The organism is Corallococcus sp. AB030 (assembly GCF_003668965.1).
In the GTDB taxonomy this organism is placed as follows: Bacteria; Myxococcota; Myxococcia; order Myxococcales; family Myxococcaceae; genus Corallococcus; species Corallococcus exiguus.
Genome location: NZ_RAWQ01000446.1, coordinates 1 through 1,318 on the forward strand (window position 1 = coordinate 1; position 1,318 = coordinate 1,318).

The window sequence follows — 1,318 nt, forward strand, 5'->3', positions numbered from 1 at the left end:
CCCCGCCGCCGCGCCAGGACTTCGACGCCCCCGACCCGCGCCGCGTGGAGGGGGTGGAGCCGGTGGTGGAGGCCTCCTCCGGCCGCATCGACGCGGAGGACCTGCGCCTGGCCATCCAGTCCGTGACTCCGCTCGTGCAGCAATGTTTCCAGGACGCCGCACAACGCAACCGGGGCACACACGAAGTGAAGCTGCGCTTCACCGTGGAGGGCGAGGGCTCCGAGGGGAAGATGAACCGGGGCGAACTCGTCTCCAGCACCATCCCGGACCCCATGGTGCAGGCGTGCGTGCTGGATTCGCTCCTGGACGCGCGCTTCCCGGCACCCCACCTGGGAGGATCCGCGACCGTGCTCCAACCATTCCGGTTCACCGTGCCTGGGGACGCTGGCCCGTGAGGTCGGGTTGCGCGTAAGGTTCAGGCCCCTTTCGCCCCTCGCGCATGCCCGTCACCGTCGAACAGCTCGAGCCTTCCCACTCGGACGCCCTGCGCGCGCTCCTGGCGAAGGATCCCGTCCACAACCTCTACCTGCTGGGGTTGCTGGAGGAGTTCGGCATCGCGGCGCCGGAGCGCCAGGCGGCCTTCTCCTTCCACGGCCGCTTCGACAGCGGCGTCCTCACCGCGGCCGTCTTCGTGGGCGGCGATGGCGGGCTGGTGGTGCCCAGCGCCAGCGACGCCAGCGCCACGGGCGTCATCGCGGACGCGCTCGCCGCCAGCCTCAAGCTGCGCGCCACCGTGGGGGACAAGTCCTCCGTGGACGCGCTGGTGCGCAGCCTCTGTGAAGGCAAGCCGCGCCTGTCCCGCACCCAGAAGCTGTTCAGCGTCTCCGCGGACGACCTGGGCCCCTTCACCAACCCCACCCTGCGCCTGGCCCGCGAAGAGGACGTGCCCCGCCTGCTGCCCCTGGCCCAGGGCTACGTGCGCGAGATTCTCGAGCGGGACCCGCTGTCGGAAGACCCCGCCCACTACGAGGCCCGCGTCCTCCAGCGCGTCCGCCAGCGCCGCACCTACGTGCTGGAGGAGGGCAGCGAGCTCGTGTTCAAGGTGGACATCGGCTGCCGCTCGCAGTTCGGCGCGGAGCTGGAGGGCATGTACACGCCCCCGTCCCGCCGCCGTCAGGGCCACGCCACGCTGTGCCTGGGGCAGATTTCCCGGCACCTGCTGTCCTCGCTGCCCCGGCTCGCCATGCGCATCGACGAGCGCGACGAGAGCACCGCCCGCATCGCGCGCAAGGTGGGCTACCACGCCGGCCGCACCCAGCGGCTCGTGCTGGTGGAGTAAATGGAATGAGCAGCCGCCCCACGCCCTCCCGCCGTCCCC

General features: G+C 71.7%; 2 protein-coding genes. Both read left to right on the forward strand.

The window, feature by feature from the left end; genetic code table 11:
• Positions 1–395 (forward strand): AgmX/PglI C-terminal domain-containing protein (locus tag D7Y15_RS43480; RefSeq protein ID WP_148713049.1); only part of this gene is annotated, 395 nt, incomplete at its 5' end.
• Between the two features lie 44 nt (positions 396–439).
• On the forward strand, positions 440–1,279 hold the full coding sequence (locus D7Y15_RS43485; RefSeq protein ID WP_120578979.1) for a GNAT family N-acetyltransferase: 840 nt from the start codon (positions 440–442) through the stop codon (positions 1,277–1,279).
• Positions 1,280–1,318: the final 39 nt, after the last annotated feature.

What these genes read in the sequence shown, in the direction of transcription:
- D7Y15_RS43485 (WP_120578979.1), top strand. Translation starts at nt 440, where the DNA reads ATGCCCGTCACCGTCGAACAGCTCGAGCCTTCCCACTCGGACGCCCTG.